This is a genomic window from Pseudomonas sp. S34 (assembly GCF_009866745.1).
In the GTDB taxonomy this organism is placed as follows: Bacteria; Pseudomonadota; Gammaproteobacteria; order Pseudomonadales; family Pseudomonadaceae; genus Aquipseudomonas; species Aquipseudomonas jessenii.
Genome location: NZ_CP019398.1, coordinates 3981095 through 4002314 on the forward strand (window position 1 = coordinate 3981095; position 21220 = coordinate 4002314).

The window sequence follows — 21220 nt, forward strand, 5'->3', positions numbered from 1 at the left end:
GCAGGCACTTTCATCCTGCGCCTAAATCGGGATGACAACCACTGCCCAGCGCTTCAGTCACGCTTGACGATGATTAACATATTAACTATAACTGTTAACACATTAACAATCCCAGAGCCTGCCAGCTCTGTCAGGAGAAATGCAATGAGCCGTGCCTTGCATGACGTCGCGACCGGCACCCTTTTGGGTGTCGCGCTGAACTACCAGGGTCTGTTGAAACAGCACCTCGCCGAATTCGAACAACCGCCGTATCAGAAGCCGCCGGTCAAACCGGTGCTGTTCATCAAGACGCCCAACACGCGCAATCAACATGGCGCCGAAGTTGTGCATCCAGGTAACGGCCTGCGTCTGCAACCCGGTCCGGCGCTGGGTGTGGTGATCGGCAAAAACATCAGCCGGGTCAGCGCGGCCGAGGCACTCGATTACGTGGCCGGTTACACCATCGTCAATGAGTTCAGCCTGCCGGAAGACAGCTATTACCGCCCCGCCGTCAAAGCGAAATGCCGTGATGGATTCTGTGCCATCGGGCCTGAGCTGGTGCCGACCGCGCAGATCGCCGACCCGCACAGCCTCGCCATTACGCTGTACGTCAATGGCGAGGTTCGTCAGCAAAACAACACCGCCAACTTCGTTCGCGACGTTCCACGATTGATTGCCGAAATCAGCGAATTCATGACGCTGCATGCCGGCGATGTACTGATCACAGGCACCCCTGAAGGCCGCGTCGACGTGGCGCCAGGCGACCGCGTAGAAGTTGAAATCAGCGGCTTGGGCCGCCTCGTCAATCACATCGCGGCCCAGTAACAGGAGCTCCCATGAAACACGCACGTGTTCGTTTTGAAGGCGAAATCCTCGCCGTCACCGTTGAAGACAATAATCAGGTCCGTTTGGCCGATGGCCGCCTGCTTGCCGAGCATCAAGTGGAGTGGCTGCCACCGGTGATCGGCAACATGTTCGCCCTGGGCTTGAACTATGCCGACCACGCCGCCGAGCTGGCTTTCAAGCCACCGACCGAGCCGCTGGCCTTCATCAAATCTGTGGGCACTTACACCGGCCACAATCAGGTGACATGGCGTCCGGATAACGTCGCCTACATGCACTACGAGTGCGAATTGGTGGCCGTCATCGGCAAGCCGGCGCGCAACGTCAAACGTGAAGACGCCTTGGACTACCTGGCCGGCTATACGGTTTGCAACGACTACGCGATTCGTGACTATCTGGAAAATTACTACCGGCCCAATCTGCGCGTGAAGAACCGCGACGCCACGACGCCCGTCGGCCCGTGGTTGGTCGACGTCGCTGATGTGCCGGACCCGAGCAACCTGAAACTGCGCACCTGGATCAACGGTGAGTTGCGTCAGGAAGGCAGCACCAAGGACATGATTTTCGACATCCCTTACCTGATCGAATACCTGTCCAGCTTCATGACCCTGCAACCCGGCGACATGATCGCCACGGGCACGCCGGAAGGCCTGGCCGATGTGGTGCCGGGCGATGAGGTAATTGTGGAAGTGGAAAGCGTAGGCCGTCTGGTTAATCGAATTGTCAGCGAAGCGGAATTCTTCTCCGCCCGGAAAGAGGCTTGAGTAGCATGATCAAACATTGGATCGACGGCCGTGAGGTCGAAAGCAAAGACGTGTTCGTCAACTACAACCCGGCCACCGGTGAGGCGATCGGCGAAGTCGCCAGCGGCGGTGCCGAGGAAGTCGCTCAAGCGGTAGCAGCTGCCAAGGAAGCATTCCCGAAATGGGCGGCGACCCCAGCCAAGGAACGCGCAAAGCTGATGCGCAAGCTCGGCGAACTGATCGAGCAAAATGTGCCGCATCTGGCCGATCTGGAAACCCTGGATACCGGCCTGCCGATTCACCAGACCAAAAATGTGTTGATTCCACGTGCTTCGCATAACTTCGATTTTTTTGCCGAAGTCTGCACTCGCATGGACGGTCACAGCTATCCGGTCGACGACCAGATGCTCAATTACACCCTTTACCAACCGGTGGGCGTATGTGCCTTGGTGTCACCATGGAACGTGCCGTTCATGACCGCCACCTGGAAAACCGCACCGTGCCTGGCGCTGGGTAATACCGCCGTGTTGAAGATGTCCGAGCTGTCGCCGCTGACCGCCAACGAACTCGGTCGTCTGGCTCTAGAAGCCGGCATTCCCAAGGGTGTACTCAATGTCATCCAGGGCTACGGCGCCACTGCCGGTGACGCGCTGGTTCGCCACCCCGACGTCCGGGCGATTTCCTTCACCGGCGGCACCGCCACCGGCAAGAAAATCATGCAGACCGCCGGCCTGAAAAAATACTCCATGGAGCTGGGTGGTAAGTCGCCGGTGCTGATCTTCGAAGACGCGGATCTTGAACGCGCGCTCGACGCTGCGCTGTTCACCATCTTCTCGTTGAACGGTGAGCGCTGCACCGCCGGCAGCCGGATCTTCATTCAGGAAAGCATTTACCCGCAGTTTGTCGCCGAGTTTGCCGCTCGCGCCAAACGCCTGATTGTCGGTGACCCGCAGGATCCGAAAACCCAGGTCGGCTCGATGATCACCCAGGCGCATTACGACAAGGTCACCGGCTACATCAAAATCGGTATCGAAGAGGGCGCCACCCTTCTCGCTGGCGGCCTTGACCGGCCGGCGAACTTGCCGGCGCACCTCAATCGAGGCCAGTTCATCCAGCCGACTGTGTTCGCCGATGTAAACAACAAGATGCGCATTGCCCAGGAAGAAATCTTTGGCCCGGTGGTGTGCCTGATTCCGTTCAAGGATGAAGCCGAAGCCCTGCAACTGGCTAACGACACAGAATACGGCTTAGCGTCCTACATCTGGACCCAGGATATCGGCAAGGCGCATCGTCTGGCCTATGGCATCGAAGCCGGCATGGTGTTCATCAACAGCCAGAACGTGCGCGATCTGCGCCAGCCGTTCGGCGGCGTGAAAGGCTCTGGCACGGGCCGTGAAGGCGGCCAGTACAGCTTCGAAGTGTTCGCCGAAATCAAGAACATCTGCATCTCGATGGGCAGCCATCACATTCCACGCTGGGGACTGTAACCACAATATCGATTGCTGAAGCCTTCGACGGGTCGCGCATCGGCCTATCGGGGCTCCACTTACCATCAGATTGAAACGCATAACAACAACTTCAGGAGCATCACATGGGCGAAGTCGTTCTGGCTGCAAAAATCTGCCACGTTCCCTCGATGTATCTGTCGGAACTCCCTGGCAAGCATCACGGCTGCCGCGAAGCGGCGATTGCCGGCCACAAGGAGATCAGTCGTCGGGCTCGCGAGCTGGGTGCCGATACTGCCGTGGTGTTTGACGTTCACTGGCTGGTCAACAGCGCCTATCACGTCAACAGTGGCGAGCACTTCAAAGGTATTTACACCAGCAATGAGTTGCCGCACTTCATCAAAGACATGGAGTACGAGTACCCGGGCTGTCCAGAGCTGGGCGAACTGATCGCCGCCGAGGCCAACGCCGCCGACGTGCGCACCCTGGCCCACAACATCCCGAGCCTGGAGCTGGAATATGGCACGCTGGTGCCGATGCGCTATATGCACATGGGCGTACCGGACGATCAGAAATTGAAAGTCGTTTCGATTGCCGCCTGGTGCGCGTGGCACCGTCTGCAAGACAGCTTCACCTTCGGTGCCGCGGTACGCCGGGCGATCGAGAAGAGTGATCGCAAAGTATTGGTGCTGGCCTCCGGCTCGCTCTCGCACCGTTTCTCCGATGACCGTAATGCCGAAGCCAATATCCATAACTGGACGCGCGAATTCGACAAACAGGTCGACCTGCACGTGGTGGAACTCTGGCGCCAGGGGCGCTGGAAAGAATTCTGCGCCATGCTCCCGGACTACGCCGAGCACTGTTTCGGCGAAGGCAAAATGCATGACACCGCCATGCTCCTCGGTCTGCTCGGCGGACCCGATTACGACAAGCCTGCGGAAATCATCACGCAGCCTTTCGGTAGCTCGGGCACCGGCCAGATCAACGCCATTTTTCCAGTTTAAACCACAGCTACAAGCTACAAGCCAATGACACCCAATGTGGCGCTTGTAGCTTGCAACTCAACGCCGCCGACGCAGGAGGCCCTCCCATGCCCCACTTCATTGCTGAGTACACCGACAATATTGAACAGCAAGCCGACTTGCCCGGCCTGTTCGAAAAAGTCCACCAAACGCTGGGCGACAGCGGTGTGTTTCCCTTGGGCGGTATCCGCAGCCGCGGCGTGCACCTGGACACCTGGCGCATGGCCGACGGCAAACATGACTACGCCTTCGTCCACATGACCTTGAAGGTTGGCCATGGTCGTGATCTGGCGACCCGGCAGAAAGTCGCCGAGCAACTTTTCGAAGTAATTACCCGCCATTTCGCCGACCTGCAGGCCCAACGCCTGCTGGCCTTGTCGTTCGAAATGATCGAGCTGCACGAACAACTCAACTTCAAGGAAAACAACGTGCACGCCTTCCTCAAGGCTCAGGCCCGTTAAGGCACCCTGCCCGCTTGTTTTATCGGCCTCTCAGACAAAAAGTATAAAACCATGAGCACAGCCACTACCGCCGACACCCTCAACGCCGTCGCACGCGACCGAACTCACAGCACTATCACGTGGCGGCTGATGCCGTTGCTGTTGATCTGCTACCTCTTCGCCCACCTCGACCGGATCAACATCGGCTTCGCCAAGATGCAGATGAGCGCCGACCTGAATTTCAGCGACACGGTCTATGGTTTCGGCGCTGGGTTGTTCTTCATTGCCTATGCGTTGTTTGGTGTGCCGAGCAACATGGCGCTGGATCGCGTCGGCCCGCGGCGCTGGATCGCAACGCTGATGGTGGTGTGGGGTGCGCTGTCGGCCAGCATGTTCCTGATCTACAGCGCGACCGGATTCTACGTCTTGCGCTTTCTGCTGGGCGTCGCCGAGGCCGGGTTTTTTCCGGGCATTCTGGTGTTTCTGAATCGTTGGTACCCGGCTGGTCGCCGGGCGCAGATCACCGCATTGTTTGCCATTGCGGTACCGATGGCGGGCGTGATTGGCGGCCCATTGTCCGGTGGCATCCTCGAAAGCTTCCATGATGTGGCGGGCCTGCGCGGTTGGCAGTGGATGTTCGTGATCGAAGGCGTGCCCGTGATCCTGCTCGGGCTGGTGGTGCTCAAGTGTCTGCCGGACAACTTCGAAACGGTCAGTTGGCTGGCACCGCAGCAGAAGCAACAGTTGCGCGAACAGTTGAACAATGAAGAACAGCGCAAATCGATCACCTCGTTCTCCGCGATCCTCAAGAACCCGCAGGTCTGGTTGCTAGTGGCGGTGTATTTCGCGGTGATGCTGGCGGTCAATACCCTGGCGTTCTGGATGCCGACGCTGATCCACAGTGCCGGTATCGGCAGTGACGGCAAAGTCGGTCTGCTCAGCGCCATCCCGTATCTGGCGGGTTGCTTTTTCATGATCGGCTGCGGACGTTCGTCCGATCGCCACCATGAACGCCGCTGGCACCTTTGCGTGCCACTGCTGATGGCGGCTGCCGGCATCGCCATTGCCGGGCTCATCCCCACCAATCCGACAATGGTTTTGGGCGGTCTGATCCTCGCCGGCATGGGTGCCTGCGCAGCGCTACCAATGTTCTGGCAACTGCCTCCCGCGTTTCTGTCCAACCGCACCCAGGCTGCCGGGATTGCCCTGATCAGTTCCTTTGGCAGCATCGCCGCGTTCTTCGCGCCCTATCTGATCGGCTGGATGCGCGACACAACCCAGAGTGCCAACCTGGCCCTTTATCTGCTTGCGCTGCTCATCGCGCTCGGCGGTTTTCTGGTGCTGCGCACCCAGTCCTCCATCGTCAACCCTCAATAAGAGATCATCGTCATGCTTGATCAACAGCTTATTCAACAAGCCGCCGCCCGCCTCGACCACGCCGAGCGCTCACGCGAACAAGTGCGTCAGTTTTCCCTGGACCATCCAGAGATCACCATCGAAGACGCGTATGCCATTCAACGCGCCTGGGTGGAACAAAAAATCAAGGACGGCCGCAAGTTGGTTGGGCATAAAATCGGCCTGACCTCCAGGGCCATGCAAGTGTCGTCGAACATCACCGAGCCGGATTTCGGCGCGCTGCTGGATGACATGTTCTTCGACGAAGGCACTGACATTCCGTTTGAGCGTTTTATCGTGCCACGGGTTGAAGTCGAGCTCGCGTTCATCCTGGGCAAGCCTTTGAAAGGCCCGAACGTGACGATTTTTGACGTGCTGGACGCCACCGAATGGGTAATCCCGGCGCTGGAAATCATCGATGCGCGCATCCAGCAGGTCGACCCGCACAGCAAAGCCACCCGCAAGGTGTTCGACACCATCTCCGACAATGCCGCCAACGCGGGCGTGGTCATGGGTGGCCGTGCCGTGCGCCCGACCGAGATCGATTTGCGCAAGGTGCCCGCCGTGCTCTACCGCAACGGTGTGATCGAAGAGTCCGGCGTCTCCGCAGCGGTGCTCAATCACCCGGCAAAGGGCGTGGCCTGGCTCGCCAACAAACTGGCGGCCTATGATGTCGGCTTGCTGCCAGGACAAATCATCCTCGGCGGTTCTTTCACCCGTCCTGTGGCGGCGAACCCTGGCGACACCTTCCATGTCGATTACGACATGCTCGGCTCCATCGCCTGTCGTTTCGTTTGATCGGAGGTCTTCCCCATGGATATGCCTGTCAACACCTTCAAGCTGCGCCTGAAAAGCGGTGAAGCGCAGATCGGCCTATGGCTGGGTCTGGCCGATCCCTACTGCGCAGAACTGGCCGCCAATGCCGGCTTCGATTGGCTGCTGATCGACGGCGAACATGCGCCCAACGATCTGCGCGGGATGCTTGGCCAGCTTCAGGCCGTGGCGCCCTACCCGAGCCATCCGATCATTCGACCGGTCATTGGCGATACAGCACTGATCAAACAAGTGCTCGATATCGGCGTGCAGACGTTGTTGGTACCGATGGTCGAAAGCGCGGATCAGGCGCGGGAACTGGTGAGAGCCATCCACTACCCACCCCACGGTGTTCGCGGTGTCGGCAGTGCGCTGGCACGTGCATCGCGCTGGAACAGCATCCCCGGCTACCTCGACAAAGCCGATGAACAAATATGCCTGCTGGTGCAGATCGAAAACAGCGAAGGTCTGGCCAATCTGGATGCCATCGCAGCAGTCGACGGCGTTGACGGGGTGTTTATCGGCCCGGCGGATTTGAGTGCGTCGATGGGCCACCGCGGCAACCCGGGGCATCCCGACGTGCAAGCGGCTATCGAAGATGCGATCGCACGCATTCAGAAGGCCGGCAAAGCGGCCGGCATTCTCAGCGCGGACCAAAAACTGGCCAAGCGCTACATCGAGTTGGGCGCGGCATTCGTTGCCGTTGGAGTTGACACCACGGTCCTGATGCGAGGTCTGCAAACCCTCGCCGCGACCTTCAAAGATGCTCCGGCGCCCACCAGCTCCGGCGGCGTGTACTGATTTTTTCGAGAAGTCCGATGAAACTGAATGATCTGAAACTGCTGCGCGAACAGGCTTACATCAATGGCCAATGGATCGAAGCCGATGACGGCAATCGTTTCCCGGTGACCAACCCGGCGAATGGCGAAGTCATTGCCGAAGTCAGTTCCCTTGGCCAGGCCGAGACCGCTCGCGCCATCGACGCGGCCCAGGCGGCCCTGCCCGCCTGGCGCGGCAAGACCGCCAAGGAGCGCAGCACCATCCTGCGCAAATGGTTTGACTTGATCATGGTCAACCAGGAGGACCTCGCCCGCTTGCTCAGCCTGGAGCAAGGCAAGCCATTGGCCGAGAGCCGTGGCGAAATTGCCTACGGTGCGAGTTTTATCGAATGGTTCGCCGAAGAAGCCAAGCGCATCTACGGTGACGTGATCCCGCATGACAAGCAGGGCCGCCGCCTGGTGGTGATCAAGCAAGCCATCGGCGTGGTGGCTGCCATCACGCCGTGGAATTTCCCCAATGCGATGATTACCCGAAAAGTCGGTCCGGCATTGGCCGCAGGTTGCACGGTTGTGGTAAAGCCCGCGTCGGAAACCCCGCTGTCGGCACTGGCTTTGGCTGAACTGGGCGCACGTGCGGGCATCCCCGCCGGAGTACTCAATATCGTCACCGGCAACCGTGCCCGTGAAATCGGCGCCGAGCTGACGGGCAATCCTGCTGTTCAGAAGGTCTCTTTCACCGGTTCTACCGGCATCGGCAAAACCCTGATGGCGCAATGCGCGGAGACCATCAAGAAGGTCAGCCTGGAACTCGGCGGCAATGCGCCTTTCATCGTGTTTGACGATGCCGACCTCGATGCTGCGGTCGAAGGCGCCATGGCTTCGAAGTTCCGCAACAGCGGGCAAACCTGCGTCTGCACCAATCGAATTCTAGTGCAGAACAGTGTCTACGATGAATTCACTCGACGCCTGGTGGCTGCGGTCAATCAACTCAAAGTCGGCGCCGCTGACGTGGATAACGCTCAACAAGGACCGCTGATCAATGCCAAAGCGGTGGCGAAAATCGAGGAGCATATCAGCGATGCCTTGAGCAAAGGTGCCGTCCTGCTGGCCGGCGGAGAAACTCACGCGCTGGGCGGTAACTTCTTCCAGCCGACCGTACTCGGTGAAGTGACTCAGGAGATGCTGGTCGCGCGAGATGAAACCTTCGGCCCGTTGGCGCCGGTGTTCCGCTTCGAGACCGAGGCCGAGGCGATTGCAATGGCCAACGACACCGAGTTCGGACTGGCGTCCTACCTCTACACCCGCGACCTGGGGCGCGCATGGCGCGTGAGCGAGGCGCTGGAGTATGGGATGGTGGGTGTGAACGAAGGATTGATCTCGACCGAAGTGGCGCCGTTTGGCGGCATCAAACAGTCGGGGCTGGGACGTGAAGGTTCGAAGTACGGCATAGATGATTACATCGAGCAGAAGTACATGTGCCTGGGGATCGGTACAGCCTGACAATGCGTATCACGATGAGCCAGCGATCCTGGTTCATCGCGCCCTCAACCGCTGCGCACAGGATTAGCGCTGCTTGAGCGCTTTCAAGTCATCGAGTAACGACAGCAGCGTTTGCAGTTTCTCCTCTCCCAATTGCGCCTGAAGGCGCAGGTAGTTCTCTTCCATGTTCTGGCTCATCGAGCTGAAGCATGCCTCGCCTTTTTCAGCCAGTCGTACCAGCACCCGCCGCTGATCTTTCTCAGCCTTGCGGCGATCGACGATGCCCGCCGCTTCCATACGCGCGAGTACACCGGTCATGCTCGGCTTGAGTATGCAGGCGAGTTCGGCCAGGCGATTCATCTCAATTTCGCCTTGCTGGCTAAGAATCCGGATCACTCGCCATTGCTGCTCGGTCAAACCGAGTTGATTCAGAGAGGGACGGAAGAACCCCATGGCCGCTTCGCGGGCCTGGAGCAATGTCAAAGTCAATGATTGGCGCGGCTTAGGCATAGGGATACCGTCGAGACTCGATTTAGTTAATTTGTTAACTAAAACTCTACCATCGTCGGTCGTTGATTGCTTGCGTCATCACGGGTACGGCTTTCCTGTAGGAGCGGGCTCGCTCCTACAAGGGCCAGTGACGTATCAGCTCGCTTGAATAATGCCTTTGAGTACGGTTTTGAAATGCTCGACCTGTTCATCACTGAACTGTCCGAACACCTTGTCTTGCTGTTCTTTGGCGATTGCCCACAGCCCTTCCGTTTCGTCGATGCCTTTGATGGTGAGGCGCACGCGATCGCCTTCATCATCGACCAAGCCTTTGCGCTTCAGATTAGAGACCGCCTCTTCAATCTCACGCGCCGGCATCGCCACCTCTCGCTGCAAATCGGCCATGTTCAGACCGGCGTCATTCTCCAGCACCATCAGCATGCGCGCTTCACTGGTGCGCAGCCCGGTGGACAATTGCCGTGGCTGATAGTCGGCCTGATAAGTGCGCAGGGCTTGGGTCATCAGGTAGTAAAGGTTGTGACTCAGACGCCCCTGAAAGTGACTGCTCGGTGCCTGGCCTTCTTCGCGCCGGGTCATGCGCGTGTGCGGCAGCACCATCGAATAGGCGCCTTGGTGATACAGCAACGGTGAACGTCCGAAATCGTCAAACGCAACGACCTTGCCGATCATGATCCAGTGATCCCCCCCATCGACCTGTTGGAATTTCTCGCAATGAAAGCGTGCCGAGCAATCGGCGAACACCGGCGCACCACCCTCGCCCGGATCGTATTCGATACCGGCGAAGCGATCATCCTTGGGTCGGGCGAAGTTATTGGACAGGTCGATCTGATCGGCTGCCAGAACGTTCACGGCGAAGTGACTGGACTCTTCAAACACCTCATGGCTGCTCGAGCGTTTGTCGATGCTCCAGAGGATCAACGGCGGGTCCAGGGACACCGAATTGAAGCTGTTGGCGGTCACACCCACTTTGCGCCCGCTGACCGTGGCTGCGGTAACAACGGTCACCCCGGTGGCAAAGTTACCCAGGGCGCGGCGAAAGGCGCGGGTGTCGAAGGTAGTATCGAGTTCTGCGGACATGGGAGTCTCCCGGGCTGCGTTGAACGGCAGCCCTGATTGTTGTTATGTGAGTTGCGCGACGGTTACTGAGGAACGATCAGACCATGGTTGGATCAGGCTCGAGGCCCATCAGCTCGCGGCCGAGGATCTGCGCGCAGACGTCGTAGTCGGTGTAAGCATGGGCGCCGGTCAGGTGTGAATCGCGGAACAATCGCTGCAGCTCATTAGTTTTGAACCAGGCACCGCCGCCAGCGGCTTCCATCAGACGATCGACGGCCTGGATGCACATCTTGGTGGCATAGCCCTGATTAGTGCGCCAGAACGCCAGGGTTTCAGAATTCGGATACCGGTGCGCCTCGCTGTGCTCGGCGTGTTCTTGCCAGGTTTTTTCCAGGAACGCGCGGGCGGCGGCCACCTGATGGGTGGATTCCGCCAGGCGCATCAGCGCCGGGGTGGCCGCGCCGACGGCTGCACCGGTGTAAGCGCGAACGCGGTTTTTGGTCTTCTCGCGGAACACTTCAAGCATGCGTTCGGCCACACCCAGGCTGACAGTGGCAAACCCGCTGGCGAAATACGGACGGTACGGCGAATAGAAAATCTTGCTGTCCGGATACAGACCGAACCCCGCGGATTTGCCTTCCATCATATCCTTGGCTTTCTGGATACGGTGCTCAGGAACGAAGGCCTTGTCGATAATTAATGTCTTGCTGCCACTGCCGCACATGCCGATGGCGTACCAGTCATCGCGGATCTCGTAATCGCTGCGGGGGAGCACTGCGAAACAGTAATCCTGAGTGCCCTCGGCGTTTTTGCGACGGAAACCCACGATCGCCCATTCGGCGTGATCACAGCCGCTGCTCCAACCCATCTCACCGCTGAACGTGACGCCGCCGTCGACTTCCTCGGTACGGCCGAAAGGCGCGATGCTACTGCTGGCGGTTGCGTGCGGATCGTCACCCCAGACCTCTTCCTGCAGCTTGGCCGAGAACATCGCCAGTTGGTGGCTGTGGGTGCACAACAGACTCATGGCCCAGGCCGTGCTGGCGCAGGAGCCGGCAAGCAAGGCAATGCAATCGGCGAACTGCGGCAAAGAGATCTCCATGCCGCCAAATTTTTTCGGCTGAAACGCCCGGTGCATCCCGATGCTTTTCAACAACGCGATGTTTTCCGCCGGGACCTGACGGTCCTCTTCAGCCTGGAAAGCGTTGGCAGCGATGGCCGGCAAAAGAGACTTGAGATCTTCGAGCAAGGGGTTAGGCTTTTTCATGGTTCGACTCTGCTTATTATTGGGTGCGTAGCGATCGCTCATGACCAACACAGTCGTGACGATTGGAGGGCGTGAGCCCTCGGTCACTTGGGGTGTTGCGAGACAACCACTGAAGAATGCGAGCCCAGTATGAAAGCCAATACGCGGAAGAAAAATGCACGTTCCAGATGGAAGATTGCACTTTCCATAGAGGGGTACTTGTAGCGCTTGCAGCGCTGGAAAACGGCTGTAACCATGCCGTTCCCGCGAACGGTCCAACACGTCGAAATGGCGAATCTGGCACCTGATGCGAGTCATCCCAATACGATCCAGAGACGACATCCATGCCAGTGCAACTCACTGTGATTGACCAAACACCTGTTCACGGTGATCGCCCCGCTCAACAGGCTCCGCACACCTCGCTGGAGCTGGCGAAAGCCTGTGACGAGCTCGGTTACCATCGTTACTGGCTCGCCGAACATCACAGCAGCATCCAGTTCGCCGGTCCGGCCCCGGAAATTCTTCTGACGCTTATCGCCAGCCATACGCGCCGCATGCGCATAGGCAGTGGCGGTGTGATGCTGACCCATTACAGCCCATACAAAGTCGCCGAAGTCTTTCGCCTGCTGGCCACACTTTTTCCAGGGCGTATTGATCTCGGTATCGGACGCGCGCCTGGGGGCAGCCAGTTGAGTGGTGCTGCCCTTGCGTTCCCTGCACAACCAAATGACGTGGATTACTTTCCAGAGCAAGCCGGGCAGCTATGCGCGTTCTTGCGCAACAGCTTTGCGGCCGGCCACCCTTTTTCGCAATTGCATTGCCTGCCCGATGAAGGAGCCTGTCCATCGCTTTGGATGCTCGGTTCCGGTGGCGGCAGTGCGGGCCTGGCCGGGCAGTTGGGAATGGGCTTGGCGTTGGCGCGATTCATTGCGCCGCAAACCTGCACGCCGGCTATTTTTGGTCATCATGATCAGGCGCTCATCAAGGCGGGTCATACCCAACCATCCCAGAGACTGCTGGCGCTGGCAGTCGTCTGTGCCGAGACGAATGAACAGGCACGCTTTATCGCCGGTACTGCCGTCTATCGAAAAATGATGACTGGCCGAGGCCTGCGCGAACCGCTTCTGAGTCCGGAGGAAGTCGAACGCCGCAAGCAGCAAATGAACGTCGCTCAGCGAGCCGCATTTGATGAAATTCTGGACAGTATGATCGTCGGTTCGCCCTCATCTTGCCGCGCGGAAATCCTCCGACTTTGCGATGCGTTTGGCACACGTGAAGCTGGCATCGTTACGGTGACCCATGGGTTCGAAGCCCGGCTTGCCAGCTATCAACTTCTTGGCCAGGCACTGCTTGCGAGATAACACTGTTCAACTGCCACCTATCGAGGCCAAAGAGCATGAGCGATTTTTTACGTCAGCAACACACCCTCACCTTGCGACTGGCCATGCAAGCACTTCAAGCGGCTTTGGACAAAGCCGAAGAGGAACGAGTACGTATCAGCGTAGTGGTCGTCGATGCCAGCGGCCAACCGATTCACAGTGCTCATATGGACATGGCGTCCAGACCATCGCGGGAAATTGCCCTGAAGAAAGCGCTGACCGCCGTGGGATTTGGAATCTCCACGCAGGATTGGCAGGCACGTCTGGAAAAGTGCTCGGTAGGTGTCCGCCAGGGGTTGCCTCTACAACGTGATATGGCGCTATTCGGCGGGGGCGAGCCTTTTTTGTTCGACAGTCAAGTGATCGGTGCCATTGGTGTGTCCGGCTCCTCCGAGGCCATTGACGGGCATTGCGCCAATGCAGCCGTTGAACGGGTTCGAGTGCTTCTCGGTCGTTAAATCCAGAGCCACCTTACACCGACCACCATCAGATTAATGCAGCCGAAAGCCGGTCATTAAAGATGCCTTCGCATCAATGACCGGCCCTGGCTATGCACGTGTGGTTGGCGCGCAGAACTTAGAGAATGTCCGCGGGAGCCAAGCGGCTATCGCCTGATCAGCATAGTGTCGCGCACGAATTGCTAAAAAATAATAAGGATCTGAACAATGCAGGCTCCGTGCGATCAGCAATACCATCAGCGAGCATATCGCTCTGTCAGGCGGCTGGGCTGGCCGCACAACTACAGGTTCAAAAGTGCGTCGGCAGAAGTTGAAAATCAGCAGCGGTCATCTCTAGTGCAGGACCCATTCTTTCGGTCTTTAGAGGTGATGATATGAGATTCAAGTCTATCCAGTTTTCAATTACTGCTCTGGCAGGAACCAGTGTGCTGGCTGTGGTTATTGCCTTGGTACTCTATACACAATTCTCCACAGCTCGTACTCAAGAACTGGTGCAGCAACGCACCCAAGCACTGTTCGCAGAGGTCATTGAACAGCGTTTGCTAGCCATGGCCAGCGCTGAGGTCAGCAAGATACAGCGAGAACTGGATCTCCCCATGACCATGGCCAAAAATACGGCCAACCTCAATAGTCTGTTAGGCGAGACGAACGAGACAGGCCAAGCGCAGTTGAGCATCAATCGCGAGCAAATGGCCAACGTGTTACGCCAAACCATCGAACGTAATCCTTCGCTTACCGGTAACTACATCGCTTGGGAGCCCAACGCTGTTGATGGCCTGGATGTCCGTTACGCCGATCAGAAGGATAAGGGCTCCAACGCCAGCGGCCGTTTTGTGCCTTGGTGGTTCCGTAATGCCGACGGTAGCCTCAACCAGGGAACCATCGACTTTATGGAAAGTGAGAAAATCTTGCCAACCGGCGTGCGTCAGGGTGAGTACTACCTTTGTCCTAAAGAGCACAAAAAGCTCTGTGCAATGGAACCGTCGCCCTATGAGGTGGGTGGAAAGGTTTTACTGCTCGCCTCATTCAACGCCCCGATCCTGGCGAAGGGCAAATTCCTTGGCATCGGCGGCGCCAGCCTCTCGCTGAACTTCATCCAGGATGTGCTCGGCAAGGCCGGCACGGAGCTTTATGGGGGCGCGGGAGACCTGGCTCTGATCAGCACAAACCATCGCCTTGTGGCCTACTCGAAGGACGGCAGCAAAGTGGGTGAAGAGGCCGCTAAGGTCCTGGACGCCAGTACGATGGATATCTTACGCGGCCTTTCCGGTTCAACGCCGGCCTATCGCATCGACCAGGCAAGCCAACGTATAGAACTGATGGTGCCGTTTGGTATAGGTGACACAGACGCACGATGGACGCTACTGATCCAGTTGCCGGTGCAGGTGGTGATGAGGGAGCTGACTCAACTGCAGAGCGATCTGAGCGCACAGCGTAAATCCGACATTATTGGCATGACTGTAGCTGGATTGTTGATTGCCGGCCTCGGGCTTCTGGTGATTGGATTCGTTGGCTACGGTATCTCTCGCCCGCTGAAAAAGATGGTCACTATGCTCGATGACATCGCCAAAGGAGACGGCGACCTCACCGTGCGACTCGAGGTCAACCGTGTTGATGAAGTCGGCGATATCGCTAACGGCTTCAACACATTTCTCAGAAAGCTGCAGAGCACTATTGGCGATGTGGTGGTTTCGGTGCAGAAGATCGGTGACACCTCAGAACATACTGCGAGCATCGCCACACGTACAAACCATGCCGTGCAGCGACAGATGGCCGAGATTGACCAGGTGGCGACCGCGGTGCAGGAAATGAGTGCCACCGCTCAAGACGTGGCGCGTAATGCCAACTATGCCGCGCAAGCAGCTGCAAGCGCCGATCAGGCTGCCAGTCATGGCAAGCGCGTGGTGCATGATACCTCGCGTCATATCAGTGCCCTGGCCGAAGAGATCGCTCGTGCTGTGAGTGTCGTACAGAGCCTGGCGAAGGACAGCGAGAACATCAATGTCATCCTGACGACAATCAGCGGCATCGCTGAGCAGACCAATTTACTGGCGCTCAACGCCGCCATCGAGGCGGCCCGCGCCGGTGAACAAGGACGCGGCTTCGCCGTTGTGGCCGAAGAGGTTCGCAACCTCGCGCAGAAAACCCAGTTGGCTACCAAAGAAATCCACTCGATGATCCAGCAGTTGCAACACAGAACTCGCGACGTGGTCAGCGTAATGGAACAGAGCCAAGCGAGTACCAACGAGAGCGTACAGCAGGCCCAGGTGGCGGCTCAGGCGCTGGAATCGATCACTCAAGCTGTGACAGTAATCAACGATATGAACGCTCAGATTGCCAGTGCCGCCGAGGAACAGAGCGCGGTCGCCGAGGACATCAACCGCAACATCATCACCATCGGACAGGTTGCTGTGGAAGTGGTTGGCGGAGCCGGCGAGTCCAGTCAGGCCAGTGTTGAGCTGACCACACTGGCGGAGAACCAGCGCCGATTGGTCAATCAGTTCCGCGTATGAGCATTGCTGAGGGGGGCTTCGGTCCCCTCCAGTTAAACGAACCGCATGCGCTATTTAAGCGCCCTCCTGGTGTTCAGGAGCTGAAGGTTTCGTCACTGGTTGAGGAACTGCTGACAGAGTAGAACTCCGCCAGCATTTTGATGAAGATATTTCGGTCAAACGTGGCAAGGGTAGTCGGTGTAACCTGCTTCACCGCGGCCATACAACTCGCTTTCACGAAGTTCGTTCAGGGGCGCCCCCACCTTCAAGCGTTCGACCAAATCCGGATTGGCGATGAAGTACCGACCAAAGGCGACCAGCGGCACTGTCTCGTTTTCAACCAGCTCTTTTGCCTTGTCGACCGATAAGCCGCCATTGGCAATGATTGGCCCCTGATAGGGTCCAGCAACGATATCCATGATTTTGTCGAGATCAGGTGCGCCGTACCAGCCATTCACGTCGGCAATGTGCAAATACCCCACACCCTTTTTCTGTAGGTAGCCCGCGACGTGCCCGTAGAGTTCAGGCACCTGATCGTCCAAGGCATTGTTGTACGCGGTGTAAGGCGAAATACGAACACCGACTCGCGACAGTGGCAATACCTCAGCAACCGCCTCCACGATCTCTTCCAGGAATCGTGCACGATTAGCCACCGCCCCCCCGTACTCGTCAGTACGACGGTTTACATGGGCCGAGAGGAACTGATGAGGCAAGTAGCCGTTAGCCGCATGGATTTCCACACCGTCAAAACCGGCGGCAACAGCATTGGCAGCAGCCTGTTTGTACTCGGCAATTGTCGAGCGCACTTCTTCAATCGTCATTGCACGTGAAGGCGTCGCGCTGATTCGTACATAGTTTTGGTTAGCGAGCAGTGCCCACACATGCAGACCTTCAATATCTTCGTTGAAACCTGAAGGTGACAAAGGCTGTTGCCAGTTCAGCAAACCCATCGCGCCGATTCGGCCACCATGCCAGAGCTGTGCGAAAATTCTACCGCCCGCTTTGTGCACACGTGACGTGACCTGGCGCCAACCTTCGACTTGCTCTTGGGTGAAAAGACCCGGCGCTCTATCGAATGGACGCGACATCGGGCTGACGTTAGTCGCTTCCGAGATCAGCAGACCCGCACTCGCGCGCTGTTCGTAGTATTCCGCCATCAATTCAGTGGGTATGTCACCTTCGCCAGCACGTGCTCGCGTCAGAGGTGGCATAACCAGTCGGTTCGATAATTGAAGATCACCCAGTTGGAACGTATCAAAAAGATTTGTCATAAATAGTCCAGTCCAAAATATCGTTACCCAGCGACTGCTATGCAAGAGGCTGCATGGTATCGAAGCCAGTCACGAACTTACTTCAAGCAAAAATCAGAACTCGCCGTCCAACAAGGCTTCGAGTGCATCGATACGCCATTGGCCATCGGTTTTAGATAATTTCGCGGAATACTCACCGGTGGTGACCAACCGAACATTTTTGGAAGAATCGATCCCGAACAGAGACAGATAGATCTTAACTTCTGCGTGGTTATCGGTCAGAGAGACAAACAGCGGCGTCGTTATCTGATGGCGACGGCGGTCGGTCTGTCCGTCACGAATGGCACCCAGGTTACGCACTATTTCGTCCCGGCCTTCCCAAGGGCCCCAACCCGATGTGGTGCCCCTCACGATACCGCCGGTTTTCGCGCCCTCGCTGAAAACGGAAGCGAGCAGCTCCCGATCATTTGAATCGAAGGCCCAAGCATAGGAATGCAGAACATTCAGCACTTCTTGCCCGTTTGCCCAGACGTATACTTGTTTAGTCATTTTCATACTCCCAACTCTTTAAGTAGCGCAAAGTTTTCAATCCATCCAACTGCAAGCTACGCCGCAATAGCGGAGCGATCAGAAGGGTGATTCCAAAACTTCATCAAGCAAGTCCATCAGCCATACGCCATCATGTATTGAAGCTTTCATGATGTAGTTCCCAGTGGTAATAAGGTGGGGCTTTTCTCCATCGCCATAGGCAAAGAGGGATAAATAAACCCTGACAGTTGCATGGCGCTCGGAAAGTTCTTCAAACAGCGTCGACGTAATGACGTGGCGACGTCTGTCTGATTGTGAATCGCGAATTGCAGATAACTCCTTAACGATATTATCCCTGCCTACCCAAGAGCCCCAGCCGATGTCCGTGCCCTGCACAACACCGCCCGTATTGGCCTGCTCGCTGAATACGCTGCCCAAAAGCGCCATATCGTTGGAGTCATAACCCCACGAATATTGATAAATCAGGTGAAGAATCTCGAGCCTGGTGTCTTGTGAGGTACTGCCGATATTTACATTCATATTGATCTTCTCGAAATCGCGGCTGAGCGCGCATTATCAATGGCCACGTTCATACGGCCCCGTTGCACGCGCATAGGTCGGTATCGCCAACGGCGGTTCAACGCCGGCTTTACGGGCTACATCGAGTAACCAGAACGGGTTACGCAGTAGCTCTCGGCCCATGTAAATCAGATCGGCCGATTGCGAGTACAAAATCGATTCGACTAGCTCGCTGGACGTGATGGAACCATTGCATCCCACGGGCAACTCGAGCGCTTGACGCATCTGCGCGGCGTATTCGACCTGGTAACCCGGAACAATCTCGCCATGAAAAACAGGGGTAAGCCCGCCGGCAGAAATGCTCAGCAAATCAACCCCGAGTTCTTTCAGCAGAACGCCGAGCCTGGCGGATTGGGTGATGGTATTACCGCCCTCACCCGCCTTGTCGTCTGCTGATAAACGAACGATCAGCGGCTTGTTTTCAGGCCATACGCTTCTGACGGCGGCGACAATTTCCAGGAGTAACCGTGATCGGTTTTCAGGACTGCCGCCATACTGGTCGTCACGCTGGTTACTGAGCGGCGACAGGAACTCATGGATCAGATAGCCATGCGCGGCATGAATCTCCAGACAATCGAAACCGGTATCGATGGCACGTTCAGTTGCACGTCTGAAGGCTTCGACAACTGCCTGAACTTCCTGCGTGGTCAATACCTTTGGCGTGCGATGCTTTTCGCTGTGGGGTATCGCCGAAGGCCCGAAAATGACGCCGTCGACCATCGATTTGCGTCCCGCGTGGGCCAACTGCAAACTGCTTTTGGAACCACAGGAACGAATCATCCCGGACAGACGCTCTAGACCATCGATCTGCTCATCGTTCCATAGCCCCAGGTCGGTATGACTGATGCGCCCTCGGGGCTCGACCGCCACCACTTCCGTGGTGATCAGGCCGATGCCGCCCAACGCTCGGGCGCCGTAGTGGGCAATATGCAAATCGTTGACTTTGCCGTCCTCCTGCCCGGTGTACATCAACATCGGCGCCATCACGATCCGGTTCTTCAAGGTGACGCTGCGCAAGGTAAACGGCTGAAAAATTCTGCTCACGGTCCTACCTCTGTGGCTGTTCAAAATGGTTGATAAATACAGCGGCGCGCTCAGCGATCATGATCGTGGCGGCAGCGGTATTGCCTCGCACGATGTTCGGCATGATAGAGGCGTCCGCAATGCGCAATCCCTGCAGTCCATGGACGCGCAATTGAGCATCGACCACCGCTTTCGGCCCCAGGCCCATGGCGCATGTGCCCGCTGGGTGAAGCGCAGTACCCACTCGGGCACGCACGTAGGCTTCAAGCGCCTCGTCGCTGTCACCCACACCGGGACCAGGCAAGGATTCGGATTTGATATGGCGTGCCAACGCGGGCGCCGCCATGATTTTGCGGGCTAGGCGAATGCCCTTGATAAGGTTGCTGACTTCCTGGGCTCCGCTCAAATAATTGCCCTGCACTTTGGGCATATCTGCCGGATCGGCGCTGCGCAGGCGAACCGTGCCCCGGGAATGACAGGTATTGCACAAAGGCGCGAGCGAAAACCGGTGAACCTGAGGGATTGGATCGCCCCAGCCACATGAAGACGCCGCCAGTGCGTTGAGCTGGGTATCCGCCCGACCATCGCCGTCCAGGTCATAAAAACCGCCACACTCGACCACGTTGGAGGTCAACACGCCGCTGCGAAACAGTAGCCACTGCAGGCCATTGGAAACGGCGCGCCAACCGCGATCCTGCCCCATGAGGCTGATAGGCTGCTTGAGGTCCGCGTCTACAGGGACCAGCAAGTGATCCTGATAGTTTTCACCCACCCCGGGAACGTCGAGAATCACCTCGATCCCGTGTTCTTTCAGGTGCTCAGCCGGGCCTACACCAGAAAGCATCAACAGTTTGGGCGTCATGAACGTACCGGCGGAAAGCACCACCTCACGCGCGGCAAAAATATCCAGATCGTCTTCAGACATACGAACACGCACACCGATCGCGCGGGTTCCGCTGAAGAGTATTTTGCAGACATTGGCGTCTGTCCAGACCGTCAAGTTGTCGCGGGTTTTACCGAGCCCGATGTAGGCGGAGAAGGTGCTGCTGCGTTCGCCCCGATAGCACATCGTCTGGTAATAACCGACACCCTGTTGCCGCTCTCCATTGAAATCATGGTTATACGCCGTGGGTAGTCCGTCCTCCCCTTGCGTCTGCTGAGCAGCCAGAATGAACGCGCTGCTGAGCACATGACGGTGTGCGTTATCGGAAACGCGCAAGGGGCCATTGCAGCCGTGAAGTCGTCCGCCGAGGCGACTGTTGTTTTCAGCGCGCTTGAAGAAGGGCAGCACCTCTTCATAGCTCCAGCCTTCGCAGCCGTTTGCGGCCCAACCGTCAAAATCCTCGCGCTGCCCACGGATATAAACCATGGCATTGATCGCCGTGCCACCGCCGAGGGTTCTGCCTTGCAACAATGGCATTTGTCGTCCGTTCGCCGCCTCTGCGGGTTCACTTTTGAACAGGTAGCTACGCGACGTGCCGTGCAATTTGAAGAAACCGCCTGCCATACGAATTAGCGGATGACGAGCATGAGGCCCCGCTTCAATCAGCAGTACGCGTTTTGAAGGGTCCTCGCTCAGCCGCGCGGCAACCACGCAACCGGCCGCGCCGCCACCGACAACGATGTAGTCGAAATCACGTTCCGCAGGCGCAGGGTCAAGTGCTTTAGGCATGGACATTGGATGGGCCTTTCTTATTGTGGGTAGCGTTTTTTCAGGCTAGGCAGATTCATCCTCGGGCGCTTGGTTGCGGGCGCCATTCG

At 57.6% G+C, this 21220-nt stretch carries 20 protein-coding genes; 12 read left to right on the top strand and 8 right to left on the bottom strand.

The window, feature by feature from the left end; genetic code table 11:
* Positions 1 to 144: 144 nt before the first annotated feature.
* The 9 genes from PspS34_RS17800 (at position 145) to PspS34_RS17840 (ending at position 8959) form a co-directional block, all read left to right on the top strand.
* Complete coding sequence (locus tag PspS34_RS17800) at positions 145 to 804, top strand: fumarylacetoacetate hydrolase family protein (protein WP_159390226.1); 660 nt, start codon at positions 145 to 147, stop codon at positions 802 to 804.
* 11 nt (positions 805 to 815) lie between these two features.
* Positions 816 to 1586, top strand: a complete 771-nt coding sequence (locus tag PspS34_RS17805; protein ID WP_159390227.1) for a fumarylacetoacetate hydrolase family protein — start codon at positions 816 to 818, stop codon at positions 1584 to 1586.
* A gap of 5 nt (positions 1587 to 1591) precedes the next feature.
* A complete protein-coding gene (hpaE, locus tag PspS34_RS17810) occupies positions 1592 to 3052 on the top strand; it encodes a 5-carboxymethyl-2-hydroxymuconate semialdehyde dehydrogenase (protein ID WP_159390228.1) in 1461 nt (486 codons plus the stop codon).
* Between the two features lie 104 nt (positions 3053 to 3156).
* Complete coding sequence (hpaD, locus tag PspS34_RS17815) at positions 3157 to 4014, top strand: 3,4-dihydroxyphenylacetate 2,3-dioxygenase (protein WP_159390229.1); 858 nt, start codon at positions 3157 to 3159, stop codon at positions 4012 to 4014.
* An 86-nt stretch (positions 4015 to 4100) separates the two neighbouring features.
* A complete protein-coding gene (locus PspS34_RS17820) occupies positions 4101 to 4493 on the top strand; it encodes a 5-carboxymethyl-2-hydroxymuconate isomerase (RefSeq protein WP_159390230.1) in 393 nt (130 codons plus the stop codon).
* A gap of 51 nt (positions 4494 to 4544) precedes the next feature.
* Positions 4545 to 5849 (top strand): MFS transporter, encoded by a 1305-nt coding sequence (locus PspS34_RS17825; RefSeq protein WP_159390231.1) that lies wholly within the window; start codon positions 4545 to 4547, stop codon positions 5847 to 5849.
* A gap of 12 nt (positions 5850 to 5861) precedes the next feature.
* A complete protein-coding gene (gene hpaH / locus PspS34_RS17830; RefSeq protein ID WP_056739622.1) occupies positions 5862 to 6665 on the top strand; it encodes a 2-oxo-hept-4-ene-1,7-dioate hydratase in 804 nt (267 codons plus the stop codon).
* A gap of 15 nt (positions 6666 to 6680) precedes the next feature.
* Positions 6681 to 7481, top strand: coding sequence for a 4-hydroxy-2-oxoheptanedioate aldolase (gene hpaI, locus PspS34_RS17835; protein ID WP_159390232.1), 801 nt, complete (start codon positions 6681 to 6683; stop codon positions 7479 to 7481).
* A gap of 17 nt (positions 7482 to 7498) precedes the next feature.
* Positions 7499 to 8959, top strand: coding sequence for an NAD-dependent succinate-semialdehyde dehydrogenase (locus PspS34_RS17840; protein WP_159390233.1), 1461 nt, complete (start codon positions 7499 to 7501; stop codon positions 8957 to 8959).
* Positions 8960 to 9022: 63 nt separating this feature from the next.
* On the opposite strand, the gene hpaR is transcribed toward PspS34_RS17840, so the two are convergent.
* From hpaR to PspS34_RS17855, 3 genes are all read right to left on the bottom strand, one after another.
* Positions 9023 to 9448, bottom strand: a complete 426-nt coding sequence (gene hpaR / locus PspS34_RS17845) for a homoprotocatechuate degradation operon regulator HpaR (protein ID WP_159390234.1) — start codon at positions 9446 to 9448, stop codon at positions 9023 to 9025.
* A 135-nt stretch (positions 9449 to 9583) separates the two neighbouring features.
* Positions 9584 to 10525, bottom strand: coding sequence for a p-hydroxyphenylacetate 3-hydroxylase reductase component (locus PspS34_RS17850; protein WP_159390235.1), 942 nt, complete (start codon positions 10523 to 10525; stop codon positions 9584 to 9586).
* A gap of 76 nt (positions 10526 to 10601) precedes the next feature.
* Positions 10602 to 11771 (bottom strand): p-hydroxyphenylacetate 3-hydroxylase oxygenase component, encoded by a 1170-nt coding sequence (locus PspS34_RS17855; protein WP_159390236.1) that lies wholly within the window; start codon positions 11769 to 11771, stop codon positions 10602 to 10604.
* Between the two features lie 323 nt (positions 11772 to 12094).
* Between PspS34_RS17855 and PspS34_RS17860 the strand changes: the two genes are divergently transcribed.
* From PspS34_RS17860 to PspS34_RS17870, 3 genes are all read left to right on the top strand, one after another.
* Positions 12095 to 13111: an MsnO8 family LLM class oxidoreductase gene (locus PspS34_RS17860; RefSeq protein ID WP_159390237.1), complete on the top strand. Its 1017-nt coding sequence runs from the start codon at positions 12095 to 12097 to the stop codon at positions 13109 to 13111.
* A gap of 35 nt (positions 13112 to 13146) precedes the next feature.
* On the top strand, positions 13147 to 13587 hold the full coding sequence (locus tag PspS34_RS17865; protein ID WP_159390238.1) for a heme-binding protein: 441 nt from the start codon (positions 13147 to 13149) through the stop codon (positions 13585 to 13587).
* A gap of 374 nt (positions 13588 to 13961) precedes the next feature.
* Positions 13962 to 16100, top strand: coding sequence for a methyl-accepting chemotaxis protein (locus PspS34_RS17870; RefSeq protein WP_159390239.1), 2139 nt, complete (start codon positions 13962 to 13964; stop codon positions 16098 to 16100).
* Positions 16101 to 16255: 155 nt separating this feature from the next.
* Here the strand turns inward: PspS34_RS17870 and PspS34_RS17875 are convergent, their stop codons facing one another.
* The 5 genes from PspS34_RS17875 to PspS34_RS17895 form a co-directional block, all read right to left on the bottom strand.
* Positions 16256 to 17350, bottom strand: a complete 1095-nt coding sequence (locus PspS34_RS17875; protein ID WP_159390240.1) for an alkene reductase — start codon at positions 17348 to 17350, stop codon at positions 16256 to 16258.
* Positions 17351 to 17443: 93 nt separating this feature from the next.
* Positions 17444 to 17878 carry a nuclear transport factor 2 family protein gene (locus PspS34_RS17880; RefSeq protein WP_159390241.1) on the bottom strand — a complete coding sequence of 145 codons (435 nt, stop codon included), beginning with the start codon at positions 17876 to 17878 and terminating at the stop codon, positions 17444 to 17446.
* Positions 17879 to 17956: 78 nt separating this feature from the next.
* Positions 17957 to 18397 (bottom strand): nuclear transport factor 2 family protein, encoded by a 441-nt coding sequence (locus PspS34_RS17885; RefSeq protein ID WP_159390242.1) that lies wholly within the window; start codon positions 18395 to 18397, stop codon positions 17957 to 17959.
* A gap of 36 nt (positions 18398 to 18433) precedes the next feature.
* Positions 18434 to 19480 carry an NADH:flavin oxidoreductase/NADH oxidase gene (locus tag PspS34_RS17890; RefSeq protein WP_159390243.1) on the bottom strand — a complete coding sequence of 349 codons (1047 nt, stop codon included), beginning with the start codon at positions 19478 to 19480 and terminating at the stop codon, positions 18434 to 18436.
* A 4-nt stretch (positions 19481 to 19484) separates the two neighbouring features.
* Positions 19485 to 21137: a GMC family oxidoreductase N-terminal domain-containing protein gene (locus tag PspS34_RS17895; protein ID WP_238786586.1), complete on the bottom strand. Its 1653-nt coding sequence runs from the start codon at positions 21135 to 21137 to the stop codon at positions 19485 to 19487.
* Positions 21138 to 21220: the final 83 nt, after the last annotated feature.